The sequence below is a fragment of the Enterococcus sp. 2STP genome (genome assembly GCF_032465635.1).
GTDB classification, from domain to species: Bacteria; Bacillota; Bacilli; order Lactobacillales; family Enterococcaceae; genus Enterococcus_B; species Enterococcus_B lactis.
The window spans coordinates 113886-135212 of record NZ_JAWDJH010000011.1; the positions used below are offsets into that span (position 1 = coordinate 113886).

The 21327-nt window shown below is 39.1% G+C and carries 14 protein-coding genes; 3 read left to right on the top strand and 11 right to left on the bottom strand.

The features are described 5' to 3' along the window. Positions 1-56 precede the first annotated feature (56 nt). Complete coding sequence (gene nifJ / locus RWU19_RS03555) at positions 57-3749, bottom strand: pyruvate:ferredoxin (flavodoxin) oxidoreductase (RefSeq protein ID WP_123837846.1); 3693 nt, start codon at positions 3747-3749, stop codon at positions 57-59. Between the two features lie 190 nt (positions 3750-3939). Between nifJ and RWU19_RS03560 the strand changes: the two genes are divergently transcribed. Continuing rightward, a complete protein-coding gene (locus tag RWU19_RS03560; RefSeq protein WP_002314839.1) occupies positions 3940-4461 on the top strand; it encodes a DsbA family protein in 522 nt (173 codons plus the stop codon). Between the two features lie 118 nt (positions 4462-4579). Here the strand turns inward: RWU19_RS03560 and RWU19_RS03565 are convergent, their stop codons facing one another. The 8 genes from RWU19_RS03565 to uvrB all read right to left on the bottom strand — a co-directional run bounded on the left by RWU19_RS03565 (position 4580) and on the right by uvrB (position 17049). Further along, positions 4580-6811, bottom strand: a complete 2232-nt coding sequence (locus RWU19_RS03565) for an ATP-binding cassette domain-containing protein (RefSeq protein ID WP_123837847.1) — start codon at positions 6809-6811, stop codon at positions 4580-4582. A 169-nt stretch (positions 6812-6980) separates the two neighbouring features. Next, positions 6981-7916: a DNA-binding protein WhiA gene (gene whiA, locus RWU19_RS03570; RefSeq protein ID WP_002289698.1), complete on the bottom strand. Its 936-nt coding sequence runs from the start codon at positions 7914-7916 to the stop codon at positions 6981-6983. A gap of 33 nt (positions 7917-7949) precedes the next feature. Then, complete coding sequence (gene yvcK, locus RWU19_RS03575) at positions 7950-8948, bottom strand: uridine diphosphate-N-acetylglucosamine-binding protein YvcK (protein ID WP_002316327.1); 999 nt, start codon at positions 8946-8948, stop codon at positions 7950-7952. Next, on the bottom strand, positions 8945-9829 hold the full coding sequence (gene rapZ, locus RWU19_RS03580) for an RNase adapter RapZ (protein ID WP_002292102.1): 885 nt from the start codon (positions 9827-9829) through the stop codon (positions 8945-8947). Before rapZ ends, yvcK begins: the two co-directional genes overlap by 4 nt. Before the next feature lie 136 nt (positions 9830-9965). Continuing rightward, entirely contained in the window at positions 9966-10697 is a 732-nt protein-coding gene (locus RWU19_RS03585; RefSeq protein ID WP_002329316.1) for an aspartate racemase, read from the bottom strand. A gap of 3 nt (positions 10698-10700) precedes the next feature. Next, positions 10701-11966: a D-aspartate ligase gene (locus tag RWU19_RS03590; protein WP_123837848.1), complete on the bottom strand. Its 1266-nt coding sequence runs from the start codon at positions 11964-11966 to the stop codon at positions 10701-10703. Positions 11967-12228: 262 nt separating this feature from the next. Continuing rightward, on the bottom strand, positions 12229-15045 hold the full coding sequence (uvrA, locus tag RWU19_RS03595; protein ID WP_024634883.1) for an excinuclease ABC subunit UvrA: 2817 nt from the start codon (positions 15043-15045) through the stop codon (positions 12229-12231). A gap of 9 nt (positions 15046-15054) precedes the next feature. Beyond that, on the bottom strand, positions 15055-17049 hold the full coding sequence (gene uvrB, locus RWU19_RS03600; RefSeq protein WP_123837849.1) for an excinuclease ABC subunit UvrB: 1995 nt from the start codon (positions 17047-17049) through the stop codon (positions 15055-15057). A 258-nt stretch (positions 17050-17307) separates the two neighbouring features. Between uvrB and RWU19_RS03605 the strand changes: the two genes are divergently transcribed. Continuing rightward, on the top strand, positions 17308-18810 hold the full coding sequence (locus tag RWU19_RS03605) for an amino acid ABC transporter substrate-binding protein/permease (RefSeq protein ID WP_002292110.1): 1503 nt from the start codon (positions 17308-17310) through the stop codon (positions 18808-18810). Position 18811: 1 nt separating this feature from the next. Continuing rightward, on the top strand, positions 18812-19549 hold the full coding sequence (locus RWU19_RS03610; RefSeq protein ID WP_002292113.1) for an amino acid ABC transporter ATP-binding protein: 738 nt from the start codon (positions 18812-18814) through the stop codon (positions 19547-19549). Between the two features lie 126 nt (positions 19550-19675). Here RWU19_RS03610 and RWU19_RS03615 read toward each other — a convergent pair whose 3' ends face one another. Together RWU19_RS03615 and RWU19_RS03620 are read right to left on the bottom strand one after the other, a co-directional pair. Continuing rightward, a complete protein-coding gene (locus RWU19_RS03615; protein WP_123837850.1) occupies positions 19676-20614 on the bottom strand; it encodes a hypothetical protein in 939 nt (312 codons plus the stop codon). Between the two features lie 2 nt (positions 20615-20616). After that, a complete protein-coding gene (locus tag RWU19_RS03620; protein WP_123837851.1) occupies positions 20617-21243 on the bottom strand; it encodes an ATP-binding cassette domain-containing protein in 627 nt (208 codons plus the stop codon). Positions 21244-21327 lie beyond the last annotated feature (84 nt).

A 21327-nucleotide genomic window follows, 5' to 3' on the forward strand; every position in this document is an offset into this window, starting at 1 on the left:
TTTCTCTAGAATAAAAATTTTTAAACCTCAGAGAATTATTCATTATATTTTTTCTGTTATTTTTCACTTTTTTCTTCTGCAACGTGTTCCATTTTTTTACGTCGTTCTGCTCTGGCGGCTCTTCGGGCAGCTTTTCTTTCTTCCGCTTCAAGATCCGTCGTTTTTTCTTTTCTCGTCTTAACGACTACATCAATAGACTCTTCTGGTTCAAGTCTTTTCTTGATTTTTTCTAATTCTCCTGACAGTGCAGCATAGTTGTAAAAACGTGTTTTAGCATCTTGGACAGTCTTTTCAAATAAAGCTTTTGCAAGATTTGGATTTGCGTTCTCTAGCGAGGAAAAGCGAACTTGTTTCCTCATGAAATCAGGCATAGTAGAGAAATCAGGTTTTTTGTAGTCCAAAGTCATTGGTTTTTTGTTTTTTTCGACCATTGTAGGGTTATATCGATATAATGACCAATAACCAGAAGAAACAGCTTCTTTTGCTTCTTTAAGCGATTCTTTCATTCCACCAAGCAAACCATGTGTGATACAAGGTGTATAGGCAATAATCAGAGAAGGACCAGGATACTTTTCTGCTTCTTCAAATGCTTTGATTGTCTGCATTTGATTGGCACCTGAAGCGATTTGTGCTACATAGACATTCCCATATGTCATCGCCATCATCCCTAAGTCTTTCTTTGAAGCATATTTTCCACTAGCTGAAAATTTAGCGATTGCCGAAGCTGGTGTTGCTTTTGAGGTTTGACCGCCGGTATTGGAATAGACTTCGTTATCCAAAACAAGGATATTTACGTCTGCTCCGCTGGCAAGTACATGATCGATTCCGCCAAAACCAATGTCATAAGCCCATCCGTCTCCGCCAATCATCCATTGGCTGTTTTTTACGAATAGATCTCTTCTCTTGTATATACCTTCCAATTCAGGGACAATTGATCGTTCGTTTTCGATCGCTGCTTGCAGTTTTGCTGCTCTTTGCTGCGTTCCTTCACTCTCAAAGAGATGTTCCAACCAGTCTTCCATCAATTCTCGCAGTTCTTCTGATACTTTTGGCAATACTTCTTTGATTGAATTTGCCAAAGCCTCACGACGAGTCTGTGCCGCCAGAAGCATACCATAACCAAATTCAGCATTATCTTCCAATAAAGAATTTGACCATGCAGGCCCTTGACCACATCCGTTTGTCGTATAAGGAGAAGCTGGAGAGGCACCGCCCCAAATAGAAGAACAGCCTGTCGCATTCGCGATCATCATTCGATCGCCGAACATTTGTGTCAATAATTTTACATAAGGTGTTTCGCCACAGCCTGAGCAAGCGCCTGAGAATTCAAGAAGCGGTTGGTTGAATTGTGTCGATAAAACCGTATTTTTCCCTTTCAATGGATTTTCTTTTTGTCTTAGCGTCATTGCAAAAGCCCAATTCATAGCTTGTTCTTTCTGTTCTTCATAAGGTTTCATCACTAAAGCTTTACCTTTTGCGGGACAAGCCTCTACACACAGACCACAACCTGTACAGTCTTCCACTGAAACTTGGATACGGTATTTTACGCCGTCTGCGCCTCGCATTTCTCTCACGATAAATCCTTCTGGCGCTTCTTCCATTTCCTCTTCATCTGCTAAAAATGGACGGATGGCAGCATGAGGACAAACAAAGGCACATTCATTACACATCGTACAGCGATCACTAATCCACTCAGGTACTTCTAAAGCGACACCTCGCTTTTCAACAGAAGCCGTTCCTAAAGGCATTTCGCCAGTTGTCATTCCATTTGCTACAAGCGTACCAACAGAGAGATGATTCCCTTCCTGTGCATTCACCGGCTCAAGGATTTCTTGTACATACCCCCTGTTTCTTTTATTGATTTTTTCAGGCATCTCCAATGTTTTCCAATTTTCTGGAATCACAACTTCATGAAGCAGTTCGATTGTCCGATCGATTGCCTGTATGTTTTTTTCTACGATAGCCATTGATTTATGCCCGTAGCTTTTTAGCGCTTCTTCTTTTAGCAACGGGATCACTTCATCAAATGGAATGATGTCAGCTAATTTAAAAAATGCTGTTTCCATTGCCGTATTGATTCGGCGTCCCAAACCAACTTCTTGGGCCAATCTCATGGCATTGATCGTATAGAACCGAATGTTATTTTCAGCCAAGTAACGTTTTAATTTTATCGGCAGATGCGTTTCTAATTGTTCGTCACTCCAAAGAGTATTCAGTAAAAAGATTCCACCTGGCTTCAATCCTTTGACCAAGTCATAGCTATGCAGGTAAGCTGGTGTGTGACAAGCAACAAGGTCCGCATGCTCGACAAGATACGCTGAACGTATCGGCGTATCTCCAAAACGAAGATGAGAGACAGTTAGACCGCCAGATTTTTTCGAGTCATAATAAAAATAGCCTTGAGCATATTTGTCTGTGTGATCCCCGATAATCTTGATGGCTGATTTATTTGCACCAACTGTTCCGTCAGATCCAAATCCCCAAAACTTTGCCTGGAATGTTTGCGGTTCTGTTAAATCTAGACTTTCTTTTGTTTCCAAAGATTGATAAGTCACATCATCCACGATCCCTACGGTGAACCGTTTTTTGCGTATACTTGGATCTTTTTGCAATTCATCAAAAACTGCCGAGATTTGATCGGGTGTCACATCTTTCGAACCTAATCCGTAGCGACCACCAATAATAGCCGGGCGAAATTCAGAATCATATAACGCACTTTGAACGTCTAATAAAAGGGGTTCTCCCCCTGCTCCTGGCTCTTTACTTCGATCAAGAACAGCGATTGCTTTTACTGTATGAGGTAACTTTTGCACAAATGTTTCCACTGGAAAAGGTCGATAAAGATGGATATTCAAAAAACCTGTTTTCCGTCCGTTTGCATTCAAATAATCAACTGTTTGCTCAATCGTCTGTGCAACTGATCCCATCGAAACAATGACTTCTTCTGCATCAGCTGCTCCGTAATAAGTCACCAAATCATAAGAAGTACCTCGTAATCGATTGATCTCTTTCATATATTTTTGTACGATTGCAGGTAACTTATCATAATACGGATTGATTGTTTCCCGTTGTTGAAAATGAATATCTGGATTCTGGTTCGTGCCACTAACTGTCGGATGATTGGGATTCATCCCTCGTTTACGAAAAGAAGCTAATTTCTCCTGATTGATCAAAGGAGCTAATTCTTCATATTCCAAAACTTCGATTTTTTGAATTTCGTGACTCGTACGGAACCCATCAAAGAAATTCAAAAAAGGCAATTCGCCTTCAATGGAAGCAAGATGGACAACAGGTGCCAAATCCATCACTTCTTGCACACTGCTTTCAGCTAGCATCGCAAACCCTGTTTGTCTTGCAGCCATCACGTCTCCATGATCTCCAAATATATTTAAAGCATTCGTCGTCACTGCCCGACTAGCAACGTGAAAAACACTTGGCAGTAGTTCCCCAGCAATTTTATACATATTCGGTATCATCAAAAGCAACCCTTGTGAGGCGGTATATGTAGTTGTCAGCGCACCAGTTTTCAGTGAACCGTGAACCACGCCAGCTGCTCCTGCTTCGGACTGCATTTCCACTACTTTTACTGGTTGACCAAATACATTTTCTTTTCCTGCTGCTGACCATTGATCGACTAATTCAGCCATGGTCGAACTGGGCGTTATCGGATATATTGCAGCAATCTCGGTAAAAGCATAAGAAATATACGCGGCTGCCGTATTGCCGTCCATTGTTTTCATTTTTCGCATGATTCATCATCCTTGTTCATATTCTCTCTTATTATCTGTTCCATTATAACGTAAAATATTCCATTTTTTCTTTTATTTAGAAAAATATTTCACATACGTCTATTTCAATCACTTTTTTAGAAAAACAGTCTAAATCGTTGCCTTTTTTTGCCAGACATGTGTAAACTATAACCGAAAGAGGTGTTTTTACATGGATATATCAGTGATTGATGCAACAAAAACAACTACAGAAAAAGGTATTACTTATGGTTCATCAGATGCTCCTAAAAAAATGATCGAATTCATCAACTTAGCTTGCCCATATTGCCGACAATGGTTTGAAGAATCTCATGAGCTATTGGAAGAAGCCGTCCAAAGCGGTCAATTACAGCGAGTGATCAAATTATTCGATAAAGAAAAAGAAAGCTTGCAGCGAGGAAACGTGATGCACCGGTATATCACGATCAGCGATGGACAACAAGCAATCAAAGAGATCAAACAAATATTCGATACTCAAGACGAGTGGAAACATCTTTCGCTCCAAGGAGTAGCGGATTTTGCAGCAGATAAATTAGGGCTGGCAGAACAAAAAGACGAACAGCTGAGCCAAGCTATCATAAACGAAGCTGAGCAAGCACATATTCGATTTGTTCCAACTGTCATCTTGGGTAAAGAAATCTTTGATGAATCTATTTCAAAAGAAAAACTAAAAGAATTGATCCAAGCAAAATAAAACAACAAGGGGGCTGTGACTAAAGTCTTGTCACAGCCCATTCCTAGTATGTTTTTTCCGAATAAACGGTGTTCCAGAAGTAGCTTCTGTCACAACCTCTCCACTAAACAGTATTCAATCAGATATAGTTTCCAGTGATCGTTTGTGCGTTCTTTAATCCTCCTGGAATCCCTTCATAAAGAATATTTCCACCACCAGATCCACCTTCTGGTCCAAGATCAATGATCCAATCAGCACTTCGGATCACATCTAGATTATGTTCAATAACAATGACCGTGTTCCCTTTATCCACTAAGTTATTGATAATTCGAATCACATTTTCGACATCTGACATATGCAGTCCTGTTGTTGGCTCATCTAGAATGTATATTTGTCCATTTGTTTTCAATTCATTAGCTAATTTCAGCCTTTGTGCTTCTCCGCCAGACAAGGTATCCATCGGCTGTCCAAGAGTCAGATAACCAACACCAACTTCTTTTAGATTCTCAAGCTTTCGCTGGATCTCTTTCTCATCAAAAAATTCAAGTGCTTCTTCTATGGTCATATCCATAACTTCTACGATATTTTTTCCACGATAACGATAATCCAAAACAGCTGGATCATAACGTTTCCCATGGCAATTTGAACAAACTACCTCTGATTTGTCCATAAAGGATAGATTAAGCTCGATTACACCCGTTCCTTTGCATTCTGGACAAGCCCCTTTAGAATTGTAGCTGAAATATCCAGCATCAACTTGATTTTCTTTACCAAAAGCTTTCCGAATGTTATTCATGATTCCACTGAATGTGGCTGGATTTGACCGTTTGTTCGTATGGATTGGATTTTGATCAATAAGTAGGCTTTCTGGAAAGTCTTTTACAAATACTTGATTGACCAATGTACTCTTGCCAGAACCAGCTACCCCTGAAACAACGGTAAATACACCTTTAGGGATTTCTAAACGAATATTTTTTAAATTATGCAAAGAGCTCTGGCGGCTAATGAAGGTTTCTGAAAATGTCCGTACTTCTTTTTTGATTGGTAATTGATGTCGCAAATAGTTTCCCGTTAACGTACCAGAATCCAGTAATCCATCATAATCCCCAGTATACATGATCTCACCGCCGTGACTTCCAGCATAAGGTCCTACATCCACGATATGATCGGCCACCTTGATGACATCAGGATCATGTTCGACTACCAGAACTGTATTCCCCTCATCCCGGATTTTTTTCAATAAATCATTAAGTAGGTGGACATCTCTAGGATGCAATCCTGTACTTGGCTCATCAAAAATATACATCATATTAGTCAAACTGCTAGCTAATTGCTTCACCATTTTTACTCGCTGTGATTCCCCTCCAGATAAACTTGAGGTCTCGCGTGTCAATGTCATATAGCCTAATCCAATATCAATCAAATCTTGGATACGTTTTTTGATACTGGCAATCAACGGATGACGCTCTTTGTTATCTAACGTTTCTAGTATTTGTAATAGTGAAGATAATTCTTTTGCTGTTAAATCGTATATATTATAACCGTTTATTTTAGAGTTTAGGACTTCGGGTGAGAAACGTTTTCCTTGGCATTCTGGACAAGTATCCATCTTGGTATATGTCTCAAGAACCTTTGCTGTTTTTTTCGTTGTTTCTTTTTCAGTATGGACATTGGTTCGCATGAATCGAGTGACAATCCCTTCATAAGTCACATTCATATCTCCCGCACCTGGTATATTGATTCTCTCTGCTTTTCCATACAATAATCGATCGTATTCTTCTGATGTGTATTCGGAGATTGGTTTGTTTGGATCGAATAAACCAGTCTCTGCATACATTTTCCAATACCAAGTCCCTACCGTGAAATTCGGAAGCAAGATTGCTCCTTCATTTAGTGAGCGTGTCGCATCTACCGCGGCATCGATATTCAATGTTATCGTTTTTCCAATTCCTTGGCAGACAGGGCACATACCTTGAGGATCATTAAATGAATACGCATTGGCATAACCCAATGACGGTTCAGCAAAGCGTGAAAATAAAATTCGAAAAAGTGCCTGGATATCCGTTGCAGTACCTAAAGTGGATCGAGCATTTCCTCCCAGTTTCTTCTGGTTGATCAATACAGCTGTCGATAAATGCTTGATCTCATCAATATCAGGTCTGCTATATTTAGGCAAAAAATTACGTGCAAAACTACTAAAAGTCTCATTCAGCTGTCTGCCTGCCTCCTGTGCAATCGTATCAAAAACGATAGAAGATTTGCCAGATCCTGATACGCCAGTAAAGATAGTAATTTTATTTTTTGGGATACGCAAATCAATGTTTTTCAAGTTGTTTTCTCGTGCATGAATCAATTCAATATACTCTGTCATCCTTGTTTCTCCTTTAAAATCGATTTTTAAACAAATCTATGGCGAACAACGGGCAGTAATAGGGATTTATAGTTTGACAGAAGAAGAAAAGAAAAGCAAGTAATATTTTGTCAAATAAAAAAACTGATACATCCGCATCTCTGCTTCATGTATCAGTTTTTACATTGGATTACACTGCTTCTTCACGTAGTTTTTCCGCAAATTCATTGATTTTGCGTATGCGGTGATTGATTCCCGATTTGGATATCGCACCTGAGGGGATCATTTCCCCTAACTCTTTCAAACTGACTTCTGGATGCTGAAGCCGGAGTTCAGCAATTTCCTGAAGTTTTTCAGGAAGGGCATGCAGACCGACCTTTGCTTCGATCAATTCGATGTTTTCAATTTGTTTAGAAGCCGCATCGATCGTCTTATTCAAATTTGCTGTCTCACAATTAACTAGGCGATTGACCGAATTTCTCATATCCCGTACAATCCGTACGTCTTCAAATCGTAGCATCGAATTGGTTGCACCAATCAGTGTCAAGAAATCAGCAATCTTTTCTGCACCTTTTAAATAGGAAATATAGCCATTGCGTCGTTCAAGCGTTCGAGCATGCAGTCCGTAATAATTCAACATATCGCAAATGTCTTGGTTATGCTGTTCATAAATGGAAAATATCTCTAAATGATAACGGCTTGTTTCTGGATTATTGACTGAACCCGAGGCCATAAAAGCCCCACGTAAATACGAACGCATTTTTTGCGAATTCCCCATGATCTCGTCCGAAACGTGTCCATTGAACATCATACCATCCATAATATCAAGATCCATCAACACATCTTTTGTGCCTTGCTTCAAGCGGACGATATAGACATTGTTCTTTTTTAATTTCATTTTTTTACGAACGAGTAGCTCACTTCGTACCTGATAATGATCTTTCAAAAGAGAATAGATACGTCTGGCAATTGCAGCATTTTCTGTTTGGACGTTTAAAATAAACTGCTGGTTCACAATACCTAAAGAGCCGTTCATTCGCAACAAAGCAGCTAATTCTGCTTTCGCATGTTCTCGATGAACTTCCAAACCAGTTAGTTCTTTCTTCACATCTGCAGCAAATGACATCCTATTCTCCTCCTTTCTCCAACAATAAATTGCTTAATATTTTGAACCGAAAACTAATCGGAACAATTCTTCTACCACTTTGTCTCCATCATGGAAGACACCACCGTCTTTCAATTCTAAGAAATCGGTAGAAATCACTCGACAGCCTTCATTTCTCAATCCATGGAAATCATGTGCAACTTGTACTAAGTACTCATCATAGATTTCCGGGTCCATATAATCTTCTGGTACTTTTTCCGTATTAACTAGTACCGTGTCGATAAAGGGCTGCTTCAAATGCTTGTGTAAGACACGTATATGATCGGCATCGGTGAAGTGTTCAGTTTCCCCTTTTTGGGTCATGATATTACAGATATACACGGTTTCAGCAGTTGTATTAATCATAGCTTCGCCAATTTCTGGTATCACTAAATTGGGAAGGATGCTAGTGAATAAACTGCCGGGACCTAAAACGACCATGTCGGCATCCATAATTGCTGAAACGACTTTTCGTGCCGCTTTAGCTTCACTTTTATCATTCGTGTTGCAAACATAGACATGATCGATCGTTTTGCGATCAATCGCGATTTTAGATTCTCCTACTGCAGTCGTTCCGTCTTTAAAGACCGCATGCAAGGTCAAAGGCGTTTCTGAAGAAGGATAGACGTGTCCATCTACATGCATCATTTTCGCTAATAATTGAATCGCCTCGTATGTGCTTCCTCGCATTTCGGAAACTGCAGCAATGATCAGGTTACCGATCGTATGATTCGCTAAGAACTGATCTTCTTTTTTAAAACGATATTGGAAAATATCTTCATAGAATTGCGGCATATCCGATAACGCTACTAAGACATTTCTCAAGTCACCAGGAGGAGCCATAGCGATCGATTCTCTGATTGCGCCGCTGCTTCCACCATCATCCGCAACAGTCACTACTGCCGTGATATCTGCTCCCTGATTTCGTAAACTTTTTAGAATAACCGGCAGACCCGTGCCACCGCCAACCACTACGATCTTTGGTTTCCTTATCCGGTAGGTTTTCATTTTCACGACCGGTTCACCGTCTCTTTCCTTTTATCCTTGTCCCGATGTGTCACATTGACTTTATATGTTTTTCCTAAAGCATTTGCCAAACGTTCAGTCAACGCCACAGAACGGTGTTGGCCGCCTGTACAGCCGATTGCAACCGTCAAGCTGCTTTTTCCTTCTTTGATATATCCAGGCAATACGGTTTCCAGAAGATCCAAGAATTTATGGTAGAAAGATTGTGTTTCATCAAAGGACATCACATAATCATAGACTGGCTGGTCTTTACCGGTTAGTGGTCTTAGTTCTGGAATATAATGAGGATTTGGCAAAAAACGTACATCCATCACGATATCAGAGTCAATCGGCAACCCATATTTAAAGCCAAATGATACAAATTCAATTCGAAATCCTTGGTCTCCCTTTGACTTGAAAGACTCGTTGATTTTTTCGCGTAATTGTCGTGGTGTCAATGTCGTGGTGTCAATGATCACGGAAGCTTGTGCTTTCAAGTCGTCTAATATTGCCCGCTCTTTACGGATTCCTTCAGTGATCAAACCGTCCATTGCCATCGGATGCGCTCGTCTTGTTTCTTTGTAACGAGCAACTAGTTCTTCGTCCGAAGCATCTAAAAACAAGATAGAAGTGTCGATGAAGTTCGTATTTTCGATTTCAATCAGCATGTTTTGTATTTCTTCAAAGAAGGAACGAGAACGTAAATCTACTCCTAAAGCCATTTTTGTGACTTTACCTGATTCTTTGATCAATTCCCAGAATTTTGGAATCAATCGAGGTGGCATATTATCGATACAAAAATAGCCCATATCCTCAAAACTTTGGATAGCTACTGTTTTTCCTGCACCGCTCATACCTGTTATGATGACTAATTGCAAATTATCTGTCATATTTACGAACCCCTCTCACATTGTACATAATAAAATTATATCATTCCGGGCGTATCATTACCAGCTTTCTTTCTCTTTTACAAAAAGATTTGGACCAAATATCTTTTAGGATATTTGCCCCAAATCCAAGATTTTTCTACTTTTCAGATACTGTATTTAATGCTTCATTTCTTTCAGCTAATGCACGTTCGATCGTCCGATCCGCTAAAATAGATTGAGCATCGATCACTGGGTAATGGTTATCTTCGGCAAATTCATGCATCAAAGATAATTCCGTGCAACCTAGGATAACTTTTTCACAGTTTAATCGCTCTACCGCTTCCTCCAAAATCTCATAGTAGAGTTCTTGATTCAAGTGATCTGACTCTTTGATTTCATGATAGATCAAATAATTGATTTTTTCTTGAAGCGCAGTATCAGGAATCACTGTTTCGAATCCAAGATTTTTGACTTCGCGTTCATAGATTCCAGCTTTCATACTTCCTTCTGTTCCTAGAATCGCTACTCTCCCTGTCGTATGCTGACGGACAAGTTCATTTGCTGCTTCTCTTGGCATATGCAGGATAGGAATATCCGTTGCCGCTTGTAATTCTTCAAAAAAGTAATGTGCTGTGTTACAAGTCAACACAATGAAGTTTGGTCGCAATAAATTTTGTTTCTCAATATCGTCCAGCAGAAACGGCATTGGATTTTCTTCTGATCGATCTAAAATATAAGCTGTACGATCAGGAACTGTTGCATGATTGAATAAGACATAATTCAAATATTCTTGATCTTTTGTAGCTTTCGTTCGGTGGTTGATCAAGCGAACAAAACTTTCTGTCGCCATCGTGCCCATTCCGCCTAAAATACTGAAAAAATTCTCCATGAACTAGCCTTCTTTCACATGAAAATACTTTTTGAATCTTGGAATATAGTTATGGAACATATATTTCATCAACATCCAGCGCTTGATTGACCGATCTTTTTCATAAAATACAGTAGTGCCGTAACGATTTTCTTTGATCATTTGCTCAGCTAGTTTTTTGTCTTCATTTTCCCGAGCGTATTCTAAAAAGATTTTTTGGGGCACACCCATCCATAATCTTGCTTTATCTGATTGATTCGTTCCATAGGTCGTTTCAACAAAGGGTTTGTTGAACACTCGATCTTCTGTGACGAAACGAGCCAGATTCAAGCCGTTCAATGTCACAAAGAAACTGCTACGACCTTGTCTCAAATTGATTTCAAATAATTTATATTCTCCATCTCTAGGATCATACTTCATATCGAAATTGGCAAAGCCGGTATATTCGATTTTTTCCAAAAATGCTTTAATGGTTTGATAGATTTTTTCGTTATAATCTGGCATGATCACAACGTAATTACCAATCGATGCTGGTGTAGGATCTTCTAACAGTGGATGACCAAGACACATCATCCGAACTTGATGATCTTCATCTACATACGCATTTAGCACACGCATATTACTATCATCACCCGGGATAAAATCTTGTACGATCATTTCACTAGTATAACCGGCTTCATAGATCCGACCTAAGATCAAATCAAACTCTTCTCTCGTTTCTAGAATAAACGCTTTTTTTCTTCCTTCAAATTGAACAGAAAGGTACTCCACACTGTTTGCGGGTTTCAAAGCAACCGGGAATTCAAAAGGCAATTCCTGTTCTAAGCGTCCATTTACTAACATTCCTTCTCTGACGATCAATGTTTTAGGATACGGAAGATCATATTCTTCACAAACTTCATAAAAGCTTACTTTATTGATCAGTCTTTCAAATAAAGAATAATCAATATACGGACAGATAAAATATTCTGACAGCTCTTGCTTATGTTGAGAGATCAATTCTGCATACCCATCACCACAAGCGATCAAAAGATATTTTTTACTCTTATCAGAATATCTTTCTTTTGCCAAACGAAGCATCGTCTCGATAAATACAGGGTCTTTATCAAATCCTGGAATGACTTCTACATTGACGATTTTACTGTAGCGGGTAGGGGCTAATTGATCAGAAGCATATGCTTGGCAGACTTTGCCGTATGCTTCATTAAAAGAACGTGCCATACCATAAACGTTCATGTCGCTTCCTAATAATATAGGGATAAATTCTTCATTTTCAATACTGTTCATCATTATCTCTCACTTACTCATAATCTCTTGTTTTTCTTTTCTAACTACACAAGGAATATCATACCATAAAGAAAAAAGCAATCAAAGGAAACTCCTCCGATTGCTCAATTCTTTTTTGAACGGATTGAACTTATAGGAAGTTTTTATCTATACCAATCAGTGTAGAAAGAACTACCATGTAATGATTCTAGAACACTGGTATTAAGAAAACAAGCAAAAATTCATTTTTTTATGTTTTTTTAACTATCTCAGCGATCTCTCTTCTTTATACCATTATTTTTTTCAAATAGTGACCTGTATAGCTTTCTTTTACATCAATGATTTCTTCTGGAGTTCCAGTCGCAAGGATCGTTCCTCCGCCTTCTCCGCCTTCTGGTCCTAAATCAATGATATGATCGGCTGTTTTGATTACATCTAGATTGTGTTCGATCACTAAAACTGTGTTACCAGCGTCTACTAATCTTTGTAACACTTGCAGCAAACGGGCGATATCGTCGCTATGAAGACCAGTCGTTGGTTCATCTAAAATATAGAAATTCTTTCCATTAGAGATTTTGTGTAATTCACTGGCAAGTTTCATCCGTTGCGCCTCGCCGCCGGACAATGTCGTTGCTGGTTGTCCCATCGTCACATACCCTAAGCCAACATCAACGATCGTTTGCAGTTTGCGATGGATCTTTGGAATATGCTTGAAGAATTCTACAGCATCTTCTACCGTCATTTCCAAAACATCTGCAATGCTTTTTCCTTTGTAATGTACTTCTAATGTTTCAGAGTTATATCGTTTGCCATGACATACTTCACAAGGAACATAGACATCAGGCAAAAAGTGCATTTCGATCTTAATAATCCCATCCCCGCGACACGCTTCACAACGACCGCCTTTTACGTTGAAACTAAAACGACCTTTCTTATATCCCCGCATTTTTGCCTCGTTTGTTTGAGCAAATAACCCACGGATATCATCAAAGACACTCGTATAAGTCGCTGGATTACTTCTCGGCGTCCGTCCGATTGGGCTTTGATCGATGTCGATGATCTTTTCGATACTTTCGTAGCCGGAAATTGTCTTGAATTTACCTGGCTTGGCAGAATTCTTATTTAATTTCTGCGCTAATGATTTCTTTAAGATACTATTGACCAATGTACTCTTTCCAGAACCTGACACACCTGTTACTGCTACAAATTCTCCTAAAGGAAATTCGACACTGATATTTTTCAGATTGTTTTCTGAAGCACCAGTAATCTTGATTGCTTTCCCATTACCTTTACGGCGTTCTTTTGGCACCGGGATCGATTTTTTCCCTGAAAGATATTTCCCTGTCAAAGAATTTTCATCATTAGCTACTTCTTCAGGAGTACCTGCAGCAACGATTTGTCCGCCTTGTTCCCCTGCTCCAGGTCCGACGTCAATCAGATAATCTGCTGCCCACATCGTATCTTCATCATGTTCGACCACAACGAGTGTATTGCCAAGATCACGCATTTTCTTCAATGAGCCAATCAGTCGATCATTGTCGCGTTGATGCAATCCGATTGATGGTTCATCTAAAATATACAGAACTCCAGAAAGATTCGATCCAATTTGCGTAGCCAATCTGATTCGCTGTGCTTCTCCTCCAGATAACGTTCCCGAAGCACGACTCAAGGTTAGATAGTCTAATCCGACATTTTCTAAGAATGAAAGTCTGTCATTTACTTCTTTTAAAATCGGTTTGGCAATCACTTTTTCTTGTTCAGATAATGTAAGGTTTGAGAAGAAGTCTACTGCTTTTTGGATAGACAATTCATTTGTTTGCCCAATATTCGTTCCATTGATTTGAACAGATAATGCTTGAGGATTCAAACGATAACCTTTACACGTCTGACAAGTCAATTCGGTCATATAAAGACGCATTTGCTCACGCGTGAAATCACTGTTCGTATCATGATAACGACGTTCGATATTTTTCAATACTCCTTCGAAAGTTGTTTCTACATCGCGAACGCCACCAAAATCATTTTCATAATGGAAATGGAAAAGTTCATCTGTCCCATTTAAGATGATCTCCTGATGTTCTTCCGGTAATTCTTCGAATGGTGTATCCAAATCGATACCGAAACTTTCGCAAGCCTGCGCTAACATTTGAGGATAATATTGAGAGCTGATTGGGTTCCATGGAACGATTGCACCTTGACTAAGCGTCTTCGTTCTATCTGGAATGACTAAATCTTGATCGACTTCTAATTTGACGCCTAAACCGTCACAGTCTGGACAAGCTCCAAAAGGCGCATTGAAGGAGAATAGTCTTGGTTCTAGTTCACCAACAGTAAATCCGCAATAAGGACAAGCATAGTGTTCACTAAACAACATTTCTTCTTCGCCAATCACATCAACCAAAGCATAGCCATCTGCCAGTCGCAAGGCTGCCTCTAAAGAATCAAATAGACGAGAACGAATCCCTTCTTTCACAATGATCCGGTCGATGACGATCGCGATATCATGTTTTTTATTTTTCTCCAGCTCAGGCACTTCACTTAAATCATAGATTTCACCATCGACTCGAACGCGGACGTATCCTTCTTTTTGGATTCGTTCGAATATTTTTTTATGTTGTCCTTTTTTCTTTACCACGATCGGTGCCAATACTTGGATCTTTGTCCGTTCAGGTAAAGCCATTACTTGATCGGCCATTTGATCTACTGATTGACTGGTAATCTCGATATGATCGTTGGGACAAATCGGATGTCCTACACGAGCAAACAACAAGCGTAAATAGTCATTGATTTCCGTCACAGTACCTACTGTCGAACGAGGGTTTTTACTTGTTGTTTTCTGATCAATAGAAATCGCCGGACTCAATCCGTCGATGCTGTCTACATCTGGTTTATCCATTTGACCTAAAAACTGGCGGGCATACGCAGAAAGACTTTCTACATATCTCCGCTGTCCTTCGGCATACAGTGTATCAAATGCTAAGGAACTTTTTCCAGAACCGGACAAACCTGTAACGACCACGAATTTGTCTCGTGGAATCGTGACATCTATATTTTTCAAGTTATGGGCACGTGCACCATGAATCGTAATTTTATCGTTAGCCATGTTGTCCTCCTACTTCGAAGCTTTTAATTCTAAAATCATATCTCGTACATTAGCGGCTGTTTCAAAATCCAAAGCTTTTGCCGCATCTTTCATTTCTTTTTCTAATTTCATCAATAACGTGTCTTTTTCTTCCTTCGTCATTTCTTCGTACGAGACTTGTACCGCTTCTTTTGTATCATCTTCCGATTCTTTCGTAATAGAAATCAAATCTCGGATTTCTTTAATGATCGTTTTTGGAACGATCCCATGTTCTTCATTGTACTTCTGCTGAATCGTACGACGTCTTGACGTTTCATCCATCGCTAAACGCATAGAATCCGTCACCTTGTCTGCGTACATGATTACTTTACCTTCTTCATTACGAGCAGCTCGCCCAATCGTTTGGACTAAGGAACGTTCGCTACGTAAAAAGCCTTCTTTATCTGCATCCAAGATAGCAACAAGGGAAACTTCAGGTACATCTAATCCCTCACGAAGCAAATTGATTCCGACCAACACATCAAATTCGCCTAATCGTAGATCTCGAATGATCTCTGTTCGTTCCAACGTTTTGATATCGCTATGCAGATATTTGACTTTGATTCCTAATTCTTTGAAATAATCTGTGAGGTCTTCTGCCATTTTTTTCGTCAATGTCGTTACAAACACCCGTTGATCTTTTTCGACCCGTTCATTTATTTCACCTACTAGATCATCGATTTGTCCCATAATTGGACGGACTTCGATTACTGGATCAAGCAGCCCTGTCGGACGGATGATTTGTTGGATAACGGTATCTGTTTGTTCATATTCATATGGTCCTGGTGTCGCAGAGACATAAATGATCTGATTGACATGTTTTTCAAATTCTTCTAGACGAAGCGGCCGATTATCTAAAGCAGATGGCAAACGGAAACCGTAATCTACTAGCATCTGTTTTCTCGCTCGGTCGCCATTATACATTCCTCTGATTTGAGGCATGGTCACGTGCGATTCGTCAGCCACGATCAAAAAATCTTCAGGAAAGAAATCCAATAGCGTATAAGGCGGTTCGCCTTCTTTACGTCCGTCCATATGCCGGGAATAATTTTCGATTCCTGAAGTGTAGCCCATTTCTAACATCATTTCAATATCATAATTGGTTCGCTGTTCTAAACGTTGAGCTTCTAGAAGTTTGTTTTCATTTCGTAAAACAGCTAAACGCTGCTCTAATTCTGCTTTGATATTCGCTACGGCATGCTCCATATGTTCGTCATTCGTCACAAAGTGAGTTGCCGGAAAGATTGCTACATGTTCCGTTTCTCCTAAAACTTCACCTGTCAGCGCATTGACTTCTCGGATACGTTCGACTTCATCTCCAAAAAACTCCACTCGTAAGGCACGTTCATCTCTTGAAGCCGGGAAAATCTCCACGACATCACCACGCACTCGAAAACGACCGCGCTGAAAATCTATATCATTTCTTTCGAACTGGATACTGACTAAGTCACGAATCAACTGGTTGCGATCTAATTCTGCTCCTTGTCGAATCGAAACGACTTGTTTTTGATACTCAAAAGGCGAACCTAATCCAAAAATACATGAAACGGATGAAATGACGATCACATCATTTCTTTCTAATAATGAACTAGTAGCCGAATGTCGTAATTTATCGATCTCATCATTTACACTTGAATCTTTTTCGATATACGTATCGCTTGAAGGCACATAAGCTTCAGGCTGATAATAATCATAATAAGAAACAAAATATTCAACAGCATTGTTAGGGAAAAATTCCTTGAATTCCCCGTACAGCTGACCAGCCAATGTTTTGTTATGGGCAATAATCAGTGTTGGTTTATTCACTTTCTCAATAAGATTGGAAATCGTATATGTTTTCCCTGTTCCAGTCGCACCTAATAAAATTTGTGCTTTTTTCCCGCCAACTACGCCATCCACTAATTGGTTAATCGCTTCAGGCTGATCACCAGCCGGTTGGTATTTCGAGACAAGCTCAAAGCGTCGGGAGGTATCTCTTTCAATCATTCTTTGTCCTCCTTTTCATTCATTCCTTTTCATTTTACGACCAATAAAAAGAAAAGGAAAGCAAAGGCATTCCTTACTAAAAAATTATACCACACCGAACATACTTTCGCCACTTTTTTCTCTCATTATCCATGTTACATTTTATAACATAGAATGTTAGAAACTCGCATTTTTTTCATTTTTTCGAGCCTACAGTCTTGTCTGATTCAGCACTTTTCGCCTATAATAATAAAATATTGGAAATTTAGGAGGTTGATTATGAAAAGAAAGCATTTATTTCACTCATTTGTTTTCTTAATGACAGGACTTGTGACACTTGCATTTGGTCATGTTGCACAAGCTGACAACACTACAACGGCAGAGTCAAGCACAAGCGAGACAATGCAAAAAATAGAGCCCAAAAAAGACGTATACGTAATTGCTAGCGACTCTGCTTTTGCTCCATTTGAATTTCAAAACGCAAACGGTGAGTACGAGGGCATCGATGTAAAATTGATGGAAAGCATCGCCAAACTGCAAGGATTCAACATCCGAATGGACTATCGTGGATTCTCCGCTGCTTTGCAAGCTTTAGAATCAGGACAAGCAGACGGGATGATTGCCGGAATGACGGTAACGGACGAAAGAAAGAAAAGCTACGATTTTTCTGATTCTTACTTTGACAGCGGAATTCAATTAGCTGTCAAAAAAGGCGATACTTCGATCAAGTCTTATGAAGATTTGAAAGGAAAAACAGTCGGAGCAAAAGTTGGAACCGAAAGTGCAGAATTTTTAAGCGATCATGAATCTGAATACGGCTATTCTATCAAATATTTTGATGCTGCTGATCAATTGTATGACGGGTTGAAAGTTGGCGCAATTGATGCCATGATGGATGATTATCCAGTAATTGGTTATGCGATCAAACAAGGACAAGAATTGGAAACACCAATTGAAAAAGAATCTGGCGGAAAGTATGCATTTGCCGTCAAAAAAGGGCAAAACCCTGAACTTCTTAATATGTTCAATGAAGGATTGAAAGAATTAAAAAGAACAGGCGAGTACGATAAGATCATCAAAGAATATGTAGCAGATGGTTCAGAATCTTCTAGTGATTCTTCCGCAGCTGATGAATCGACATTTCTTGGACTTATCCAAAACAACTATCAAGCATTGTTAAAAGGACTTTGGCGAACGATTCTCTTGACTTTGATCTCCTTTGCTTTAGCTATAGTGATCGGTGTGATTTTTGGATTATTCAGTGTAGCACCAATACGCGCGCTTCGCACGGTTGCTAGCATTTATGTCGATATCATCCGTGGGATTCCGATGATGGTTCTTGCATTCTTTATTTTCTTTGGATTGCCTGGTATCGTTGGATTTACGATCCCCGACTTCATCGCTGGTGTTATCACCTTGACTCTTAACGCAAGTGCTTATATCGCAGAGATTGTTCGAGGCGGAATCAATGCCGTTCCTGTCGGACAAATGGAAGCTTCTAGAAGTTTGGGTCTTTCTTATAATCGGACGATGCAAAAAATCATTTTACCACAAGCGATACGCATCATGATTCCATCATTCGTGAATCAGTTCGTTATCTCATTGAAAGATACAACGATCATTTCCGCAATTGGTGTAGTCGAATTGCTACAAACTGGTAAGATCATCGTTGCACGTACGACACAAAGTACGTATGTTTATTTGATCATCGCGATCATGTACTTGATCTTGATCACAGCATTGACAAAATTAGCGAAAGTTTTAGAAAAGAAGGTGAAGTAAGATGGCAGAAAAAATCTTAGTTGAGCATCTAGTCAAAAAATACGGCGATAACACAGTATTAAACGACATCAACGTATCCATCAACGAAGGAGATGTCGTCTGTATCATCGGCCCTTCAGGTTCAGGAAAAAGTACATTCTTGCGTTGCTTGAATCGTTTAGAAGAACCTTCTGACGGTGAGATCATTATTGACGGCGCCCACTTGATGGATAAAAGCACAGATATCAACTTGGTGAGACAACATATTGGAATGGTATTCCAGCACTTTAACCTATTCCCTCATCTTTCTATTTTGGAAAACATCATTTTAGCACCGATGGATCTGAAGAAAGAATCCAGAGAAGAAGCAGAGAAAAAAGCAATCAAATTGCTACAGACAGTTGGTCTAGAAGATAAAAAAGATATGTATCCTGAAATGCTTTCCGGTGGACAAAAACAGCGTGTAGCTATCGCTCGTGCTCTAGCGATGAATCCTGACATCATGCTTTTTGATGAGCCTACTTCTGCACTCGACCCTGAAATGGTCGGTGATGTCTTGAACGTCATGAAAAAATTGGCAGAACAAGGCATGACGATGGTTATCGTTACGCACGAAATGGGGTTCGCTAAAGAAGTGGCCAATCGCGTCATGTTCATTGACGACGGAAACTTTTTAGAAGATGGAACGCCTCAACAGATCTTTGAAAATCCGCAAAATGAACGGACAAAAGATTTCTTGAACAAAGTATTAAATATTTAAATTTACTTCTATAGACTGAGACAAAGTCACTGAAAACAGGTACCTCCAAAAGATTGATGTATGAAGTTACAAAGAAATACACCTATCTCTTGGAGACCTGTTTACTTGACTTATGTTTCAGCCTTTTTATTTTTCCGTGATAACACTATATTTTTGTTGCACAAATTCCATCAAGTATACATATAGAACAATCACCCCACATAGAATGCACACATGGAGCATACCAAACTCAACCCTCGTTCCCGAATTTATCCTAAAAGTTGAAGCGTTTGTATTAAATATTTTAGGATATAGATATAACAAAATATTCTTGAGATCATATTTTCCTAGTGGTGGCAAAAAAAGAAAATAGCTTCCTAAGAGACATAGACTGATGAAAGAATTCTTTACGACTGTTGTAAAATAATAACAAACTAAAAAGGAAAGAAATGCGAACCCCAATAGGACACTCAATTGAAGCGGCGCTTTCTCAAGATAAGATATTTGCCTAATTAACGCTTCATCGATTTGTGTCGATTTGTCAGCCTGAACAAAAAATCTTGAAAAAGACTGCAACGTCAAAAATAAACTGAGAGAAGCAAGTATAAAAATAGTCAAACTAAGAAACCCCGCTCCTATCTTATGACGATTGATTTGCCATTGAGAATCCAAACAGCGCCTGATTTTCATTGTATGGTATTTGATATCTGCATTTGCTATTACTATCCCGTATACCCCCGAAAAAAAAGGAAAGAGAACAAAAAACGAAGAAGACAATAATTGATTGACCCCGTTTTGGACATTTAAAGCAGCAAAACTGGAATGATAAGCAACGTAATGATATTTCAACGGATTGTCAACTATTTCAGTATTTTGGTTCATACTGATAGAAAAAGGTTGTTCAAGTATTTCTTGGATCGTTTCACCCCTTGCCAAGGCTTCCTCTACATAATATTGGAAATGACGAAGATGACTTTGAATGAGCATTATTTGAGAAACGAACATCAAAGTAGAAAGCAACAATATTACTGAAAGAAAAAGGTAAAATATTTTCGAACGTCTTTGATAATAAAATTCAAAAAGCATTTTTACCTCCTTTTTGTTGAAATAAAAAAGCTGCGTAGATCCTCGGATGTGATAGGTTCTATTTTTCCGTTTTTTACATTTAATAACTCATCAGCCAATTCCAAGTAATATTCTTCATGACCACTTAAGATGACAGTAGCTTCTTTTTTCAGCTGAACCAAGCAATAAAGTAGCACTTTTCGATTCTTTTGATCTAATCCATTCAACACTTCATCTAATAAAACAACTCGGGGCGCAAGCAACAATAGCAATAGCAGCGAAAGTATCTTTTTTTCTCCCAGAGAATAGTTCTTAACTTTCACATACGATAAAAATGAAAGGGGTAAAAAATCGATTTTTTGTTTAGAGATTAGTTCTTTTATTTGCCGATTTTTTGTCAGTAAAATCAGATTATCCAACCCAGTTAGATTCAAGTAAAACGGGGTAGAGTCAAAAACACAAAAACAACTACCTGTTTTTTCAATCGTTCCCGAGTAGCTATCAATACCGACAATGCAGCGAAATAAAGTGGTTTTGCCAATGCCATTATCCCCATAAAGATAATAGATTTTATTTTGATCAAATGTGAATGACAGATGAACAAATAAGACTTTTTGCCCAAATCGTTTAGAAAAATCAATAAGTTTCATAGACAAACTCCTGAATAGATTAGTACCATGTAGAACCACCATTACCATGTACTCCTACATATACTTTTTTAATTTCTTCAATCA